5 protein-coding genes and 1 pseudogene are annotated in these 7,597 nt (G+C 65.6%); 3 read left to right on the top strand and 3 right to left on the bottom strand.

The genetic code is table 11. The features are described 5' to 3' along the window. From WBQ44_RS22170 to WBQ44_RS22160, 3 genes and pseudogenes are all read left to right on the top strand, one after another. Window positions 1-443: pseudogene (locus tag WBQ44_RS22170) on the top strand (IniB N-terminal domain-containing protein); the annotation flags it as partial. Window positions 444-545: 102 nt separating this feature from the next. After that, window positions 546-2,360, top strand: coding sequence for a dynamin family protein (locus tag WBQ44_RS22165; protein ID WP_495568814.1), 1,815 nt, complete (start codon window positions 546-548; stop codon window positions 2,358-2,360). Beyond that, window positions 2,360-3,811 carry a dynamin family protein gene (locus WBQ44_RS22160; protein WP_495568815.1) on the top strand — a complete coding sequence of 484 codons (1,452 nt, stop codon included), beginning with the start codon at window positions 2,360-2,362 and terminating at the stop codon, window positions 3,809-3,811. Before WBQ44_RS22165 ends, WBQ44_RS22160 begins: the two co-directional genes overlap by 1 nt. 62 nt (window positions 3,812-3,873) lie before the next feature. Here the strand turns inward: WBQ44_RS22160 and WBQ44_RS22155 are convergent, their stop codons facing one another. From WBQ44_RS22155 to treS, 3 genes are all read right to left on the bottom strand, one after another. Continuing rightward, a complete protein-coding gene (locus tag WBQ44_RS22155) occupies window positions 3,874-4,830 on the bottom strand; it encodes an ABC transporter substrate-binding protein (protein ID WP_495568813.1) in 957 nt (318 codons plus the stop codon). 42 nt (window positions 4,831-4,872) lie between these two features. After that, window positions 4,873-5,304 (bottom strand): hypothetical protein, encoded by a 432-nt coding sequence (locus WBQ44_RS22150; protein WP_495568812.1) that lies wholly within the window; start codon window positions 5,302-5,304, stop codon window positions 4,873-4,875. Between the two features lie 162 nt (window positions 5,305-5,466). Next, window positions 5,467-7,597: maltose alpha-D-glucosyltransferase (gene treS / locus WBQ44_RS22145; protein WP_495568811.1), on the bottom strand; the 2,131-nt coding region annotated here is incomplete at its 5' end.

The raw sequence follows: 7,597 nt of genomic DNA, 5'->3' as shown, positions 1-7,597 counted from the left end.
TCGCAGGCGGCCTCGCGGGTGAACTGGGCAGCGTCGCCGACGCAGGTGCCGACCTGACCGGAGATATCGCAGGCGGCGTCGCAGGCGGCGTCGCAGGCGGCGTCGAAGGCGGCGTCGAAGGCGGCATCGCGGGTGGCGTCGAGACCGGTGGAGAGCTTGCAGGCGACGTCGTCGGTGGCATCGGCGGCAGCGCGGATGCCATCGGAGGCGCTACAGGTGGGCTCACCGGCGGCCTCGAAGGCGCAGCAGAAGCAGCGGGCAGCGCGTCGGGATCGTTCTCCGGCGACTCCAACGCCTGGTCCTCGGTCGACTCCAGCGTCTTCGGTGAGGCGCAGGGCGAGTCCTCGTTGTACTCGGCCTCCGACCTCCACGGCGACGTCGACAGCTCGGCCGACTCGCTGGCCGACGTCGCGACCGTCGACACGGACCTGCTGAACCCGTAATCGAAGAAGTAGAACGAAGGCCTCGGACGCATCCTGTGCGCCCGGGGCTTTCTTTCTATATAGAGTTCACAGCAGTCGATGTAGGTGTACCGGAAGAGGGTTATGGACGCGCAAGCGAAAGTGCTGGCCGACCTGCTCGATCGGACTGCGACAGTCGCGCAGACGGTCGGACGGTCCGACCTCGTATCGAGGATGGAACTCGCGAAGGAGCGAGTGCTGGACCCGAGACGGCGCATCATCGTCGTCGGGCCTTTGAAACAGGGCAAGAGTCAGTTCGTCAATTCGCTGCTCAACCTCGAGGTCTGCTCCGTCGGTGACGACGAGACCACCGCGATCCCGACGGTAGTGCAGAACTCCGAACGGTCCTACGCCGAATTGGTTCTGGCCGACCCCGGCAACGATGCCGTCCGCGTCGAAGTCCCGCTCGCAGAGCTGCAGACCATCACGCCGGCGAGTCCTCGCGCCGACGGCCGCGAGGTTGTCAGACTCGAAGTCAACGTTCCGAGTCCGTTGCTCGCCGACGGTCTCGTGCTGGTCGACACCCCCGGCGTCGGAGGTCACGGAAACCCGCACGCCGCAGGCACATTGGGGCTCGTACCGTCGGCCGATGCCGTCTTCGTCGTCTCGGACGCCAGTCGAGAGTTCACCGAACCCGAAATTTCTTTTCTGCGGCAGGTTCTCGGGCTGTGCCCGTCCGTGGCGGTGTTGATCACCAAGACAGACCTGTACCCGCACTGGCGTCAGATCGTCGAGGCCAACCGGGGGCACCTGCAGCGCGAGGGTCTCGACGTGCCGATGATTCCGCTGTCGTCTTTGCTGCGCTCGCATGCGTTGCGATTGAACGACGAGGAGCTCAACACGGAGTCGGGCTTCCCGGAGCTTTACGCCTTCCTGCGCGAGAACGTCGTCTCCCGCGCCGACGCCACCACACGCGCCGCCGTCTCGCTCGACATACGCTCGGCCACAGAGCATCTGACCCTGGCAATGGGAAGCGAACTCGCAGCTCTCCGCGACCCGGATCGCGCAGCCGCAGCCGTCGCCGGATTGCAGCGAGCCAAGTCGGCCGCCGAAGAATTGCACAAGAAGACGTCTCAGTGGCAACAGACCCTCGCCGACGGTATTGCCGACCTGGCGTCGGACATCGACCACGACCTACGCGACCGCCTGCGCCGCGTCACCCGGCAGGCCGAGGAAACCGTCGACGAAGGAGATCCCGGCTCCGACTGGATCGAACTGGGCGACTGGCTCGAAGAGCAGATCGCCGCATCGGTCGGCGACAACTTCGTGTGGGCGCACGAGCGGGCTCTGTGGTTGGCGGAACTGGTGGCCGAACACTTCGCGGCCGCAGGCGCCGTGGCACTCCCCGATCTCGACCTGGGTGACCTCGACAATGTACTGGATCCTGTTGCGTCGCTTGCGGATCTGGAGACCGGCAAGATCGGTATCACACAGAAGGTGCTCGTCGGAATGCGTGGGTCGTACGGCGGGGTTCTGATGTTCGGCCTGATCACCACCTTCGTGGGACTCAGCCTGCTCAACCCGATCTCGATCGGTGCCGGCGTCTTGTTGGGAACGAAGGCGTACAAGGAGGACAAGGAGAACCGGATTCGGACCCGGCGCTCCGAGGCCAAGATGGCGATCCGCCGGTTCACCGACGATGTCAGCTTTCAGGTCGGCAAGGAGTCGAAGGATCGCCTGCGCCAGATTCAGCGGGTGCTGCGCGATCACTTCACGTCCATCGCCGAGCAAACGCTGCGGTCGCTCAACGACTCGCTGCGTGCAGCGCAGGAAGCCGCAAACATCGAGAAGTCCGAGCGTGCTGCGCGCACAGCGCAATTGGACCGCGACATGAAGGTCGTTGCAGATCTCAACGCGCGCGCAGCGGCTCTGATTCCCGCCGACTCGGCAGCGCTGTGATCGCACTCGACCGCGGCCGGACCCTCATCCAGCGAGCCCGCAGCGCCTATTCCATCGATCACGAGGCGGCGGCGACGCTCAGCGCATGCCTCGTCCGCCTCGAGCAACCACTTCGTGTCGCGCTGGCCGGCTCACTGAAAGCCGGAAAGTCGACGCTGCTGAACTCGCTCGTCGGCCAGGACATCGCGCCCACCGACGCCACCGAGTGCACGAAGGTCGTCACCTGGTACCGCAGCGGAACCACCCCGAACGTCACCGCCTGGTACGACGGCGACCGCTCGGCGCACGTACCCGTGCAACGCCGCGCAGGCCGGCTGACCTTCGACCTCGGCGAACTGACGGCCGCGCAGGTCGACCGCCTCGACGTCGAGTGGCCCGCCCGCACCCTGACGCAGACGACGATCATCGACACCCCCGGTACGTCCTCGCTGTCCCGTGACGTCTCCGCGCGAACACTGTCGATGCTGACACCCGAGAACGCGTCGTCCGGCGCCGATGCCGTCGTCTATCTGCTGCGGACGCTCAACGCCACCGACGTCTCGTTCCTCGGACAGATCTCGTCCCACGTGGGCGGAGATTCCGGCCCGCTCGGCGTCGTCGGGGTCGTCTCGCGCGCCGACGAGGTCGGTTCCGGGCGGATGGACGCGATGATGTCGGCCAAGGAAGTGGCCGCTCGGTTCGCGTCGGAACTGGAAGCCACCGGACTGTGCCAGGCCGTCGTACCCGTCGCCGGTTTGTTGGCACTCGCGGCGGAAACCATGCGGCAGAGCGAGTTCGCCGCGTTCGAAGCCCTCGCGCAGGTGCCCGACGAAGACCTGCAGATGGCAATGCTGTCGGCCGATCGCTTCTCGCGCCCCGGGTTGCTCCCCGTCGACCCGGCCCTGCGGGCGTCGATCGTCGACCGCTTCGGGCTGTTCGGAATTCGCATGGCCGTCACGCTCATCAAGCTCGGAGTGCGAGACTCACCCTCTCTGGCAACAGAACTCGTCGAGCGCAGCGGGCTGGGCGAGCTCCGCTCGGTCATCGACGTCCAGTTCGGTCAGCGCGCCGATCAGCTCAAACTGCACTCGGCCCTCGTGACCCTGCAGCGCACCCTCGAAGCGCGTCCCATCGCAGAGTCGGCCACGCTCCGCGCGGAGGCAGGCCGACTGCTGGCCGACGTGCACGGATTCCACGAACTGCGATTGCTCGGACGCATGCGTTCGGCTGCGCCCACCCTGCCTGATGCCGACCGAGCCGAATTGCACCGCCTCATCGGCGGTTTCGGTATCGACCCGTCCACCCGGCTCGGACTCGACCCCGATGCCGGCCCCACCGAGCGCCACGACGTAGCGCTCGGCGCGGTCCAGAAATGGCGTCGACTCTCGGAGCATCCACTGCTCGATCAGTTCACCGCACGCGCCTGCGCCATCGCCGCCCGCAGTGCAGAAGGCGTCGTAGCGCAGCACTAGGCGGCTCCGCCGCCCGTGTGCCAAAAGTGCTGTTGACACAGCACTTCGTAGACACCGGGGGATCAGGCGGCGTAGAGCTGGTCCACCAGGTCGAGTGCCCACATGGCTGTCAACGGGCCGCCGTCGTTGGTGAACTTGTCGGTGCGCACGACCCTGCCGTTCTGCACGGAGGGGAGGGTGGTCCACAGGGGATTCGCGTTCATCGCACGCAAGTCCTCCTCGGAGGTGATGGCAGCGATGATCGCCACGGCGTCCGAAGCAGCCGTGATGGTTTCGGGTCCGTACTCCACCTCCGGCGTCGCTGCATCCCATGCCGACGAGAACCGTGCTCCGACGTCCAGGAGTGCAATCGACGGCACCCGTTCGCGGCCGATGGAGATGCCGCCCTCGTCGGAGGTGCTGATCGGCAACACCGGTGTGGTCGCGATGGCGTCGGCGTGACGCGCTTTCACTTCTTCCACCCGGGTCTCGTAGTCGACGAGGATTTGTTGCGCTCGTTCCTGCATGTTCAGCGCGGTGCCGAGGGTCTCGACATCTTGCTGCCAGGACACGCCGGTGCCCGTCGAGCCGACGGGGAGGACCGGTGCGATGGTGCTGAGTTGGTCGTAAATTTCCTCGACGACTTCGTCGCGTCCGATGATGAGGTCGGGGTCCACGCGGGCGATCGACTCGATGTCGACGGTGTTGCGCGGGAACAGTTCGGGGACGCCTGCGGCGAGAAGTGCGCTTGTCGGTTCGGTCAGGGGGCCCGGGATCTCGGGCGGCGCTTCGGCCTCGACTGGAATGCCGACGATCGGGAGGTCGAACGCGAGCGCGATGTCGAGGTCGCGGCGCCCGTCGATGACGACGACGGAGCCGATCGAATCAGGGATGTCGATGGCGCCGAACTGGGTGCTGACGGAGTGGGCTGCCTCCGGCGAATCCGTCGATTCATCCGCAGAACTGCATGACGCGAGAAGTAACGAAACGGAGAATGCGCTGGTGAGCGCAATGAGGCTACGGGTGAGAGGTGATTTCACGGGTTAAGTAAACCAACCCTAACGAACACGTGTGTAGGCGGGCTACCTCGTGCGTTCGGCGAGACCGGTGGCCGCGGCAACCGTCGCAACACCCGCAAAGGCCGCTCCGACGAGTGGCCCCCACTGCAGAGCGTCTGCTGCAATGCCGTCCGTGTCCGACATGAACGACCAGAACAGGACGAAGGCGCCGATGGTTGCCAGCCCGACGACGAGAAGGACCAAGCCGGATACGGTTTTCCGCGCGGATGCCAGCGCGAGTCCGAGGCCAGCAAGCGCGAGTAGCAGGGCCGCGACGCCCGCGCTGCCCCACAAGGTCACGGTGACGGTCTCGGTGATCTCGGCCTGGGTGGCGTCGGTGTTTTCGCGGGCAAGCGTTGCGCCCATCGCCCCGCGCACGTCGTTGTACTTCAGTGCGACGACGGCAGCCAACGCGACGGAAACGACCGCGACCGCGGCCCACGCCGCCGACGCCATCCGAAGGGGCACTCCTCGCCCCGTTGGTTCGGTTCTCTGCGACCGCCCTCCGCGCCGGAGGGGCTCGACAGTGAAGTCGGGACGCTCCGGCTGCGGACGCAATTCGGGCTCGCGTCGACGATGGCTACCTGCGTCAGTCACAACACGGAAGCGTAGCGGCCGTCAGCGCAAGATCACCGGCACGCCCTGGTATGGCGCAAGGGTCATCGGGAAGCTGTGCAATTCGTCGACCACGCCGATGTCGGTGTCGTCGAACATGTCGTGCACTGCTGCACCTGGAGTGAGGTGCTTCGACTGGATGGTCGCAGCGACCTCCTCGGACGAGAAGTTGATGACCGTCGCCTGAATGGCACCCTGAGCAAGTTCGTGCACCAGAACCAGAAGTCCCTTGTGCGAGACCGTGGGAACGTCGAGCTGTTGCGCCGTCGCGATGCCGTACCTGTTGCGCATCTCGATGATGCGAGCGAGTCTGCGCGCGAACGAGTTCTGATCTTTCAGCTGCTCCGGCAACGAGCCGTACAAGCTGCGTCCGCGGGGGATTCCCGATTCGGAACGCACGGCCTCGGGGTACTTGTCCATGAGGTCGTGAGCACCGCGGTTGAGCCAGCGCGTATCACCCTCGCGAATGAGCTCTGCGACGTCGTCGGCGTCGATCGGGAGGATGCCTAGCAGATCCCAACCGGACAGGGCGAACACGCCCGGCTGCAGCGCGTTGTACATCGCGAGCATCAGGTGGGCTGTCTTGACTGTCTCGATGTCACTTTCGTCCATGCGGTCGAGATCGCGAATTCCCAGCGACGCCGTGATAACACTCGCTGTGGTGCAGGCGATTCCGTTGGTGGTGAACGTCCGGTTGTACGGCGCCCAGCGACCGGTGAGGCGATCGGTGAGATCGGCTCGAATTTGATCACCGAGATCCGAGCCCTTGACGACCTCGTTGCAGTAGTTGAACTCGTCCTCGGCGTGCAATGTCGCGAAGTGGATGAGCTCGAAGGTCAACTCGTCGTGATTCTGCAGCGCGTGCACCAACGACGCCGGGTCGACGCCGTGGTCGCGGGACAGCGTCATCGTCAGGCGGAGGAACTCCGTGTTTCCCATGACCAGTGCGTGGTGGTACGCGGGACGATTGATGAAGTCGTACGACAGGTCGGCACCGTTCTCGCCCATCGCCCTGATGTCGTCGATCGTCAGGTTCAGTTCCTGGAAGGTGAAGCCGCCCATCTTGCGGACGACACTGGCGATCAGGTGGTTCGCTGCCTCGGACAGTGGATGGCCCTCGGACCAACCCGGACCTTCGGCTCGTCGCTCGACGCCCAGGAACCCGTTGGCGTCGAGACGCAGAGCGCCGGCGCCGAGGTCGGCGATCGAGTGGCAGGCGTCGCCGATGACAAGTCGCATCCCGGCGAAGGAAGGGTCGAGCCAGTTGATCGACGGCTGACCTGCCTTGAAGTAGTGCAGGTAGACCCAGCGCCGCTCGACACCGTCGACGCCGACGACGGGAGCAGTCGCACTCCAGTTGGTTTCCTTGACGCCCAGCTCGTAGAAGATGACGCGCTGGAGCTGCCCGATGATGTAGCCGGCGCGGGCCAGGTTGGCCTCGGCCTCGGCGTCGATGTTCTGTGAATCCGCACCCGCTCGGACTCGGGGGAGCAGATGCCAGTCCTCCGGCTCGATCTCCACCATGTGATAGATGCCCGGGTAGTCCGCAACAGCCATCTCCGCGAGGCGGAAGTCGGCGCCCTTACCGGTGTGACCGGGAACGATGTCGTCGATGACGATGCCGTCGTACGCCGCGGCCACGACGCACAGGCGTCGAAACTCCTCTTCCGATCCGAACGCGGGGTCGATCTGCATTCCGATGCGGTCGAAGTGACCGTCGACGGACGGTGTGGGACGCCAGCCGTGGATGCCGCCGGCGACTTTGACCGGGCCGGTGTGGACGGCTGTGATGCCGATTTCGGAGAAGGCCTGCCACAGTTCTTCGCTGCCGAGTGTGTTGAGGAAGCTGGTGCGTGGCTCGTTGATCACCGAGATGGGGTAGGCCGTGAACCACACCGGTGCGCGCTCGACGGCGCCGCGGGGATTCGGGTCTGCGTACGGGTTCTGCCACATGCTGCCCTTGCCGGACAGCTGCTCGGCGATGAGTTTGGCGTCGCGGAGCATCGACTGTTCGGTGAGCCAGTTCACGTATTCGGGATTGTCGGCCGACGGATCGCCGTCCTGCGGTGTCGAGCCGTTTCGGTCGGCTCGGCGTACGGAGGGGCGCAACGGACGCGGCCTCGCCGGATAGAAC

Origin of the sequence: Rhodococcus sp. (in: high G+C Gram-positive bacteria) (assembly GCF_049591685.1) — a bacterium.
Lineage (GTDB): Bacteria > Actinomycetota > Actinomycetes > Mycobacteriales > Mycobacteriaceae > Rhodococcoides.
The sequence above is the reverse complement of the archived record's forward strand: the minus strand, read 5'-3'. Positions and strand labels throughout refer to the sequence as shown.

Bases quoted from the DNA above. Each gene is read 5' to 3' on its own strand.
- WBQ44_RS22165 (WP_495568814.1), top strand. From the start codon at position 546: ATGGACGCGCAAGCGAAAGTGCTGGCCGACCTGCTCGATCGGACTGCG.
- WBQ44_RS22150 (WP_495568812.1), bottom strand. From the start codon at position 5,304: ATGGCGTCGGCGGCGTGGGCCGCGGTCGCGGTCGTTTCCGTCGCGTTG.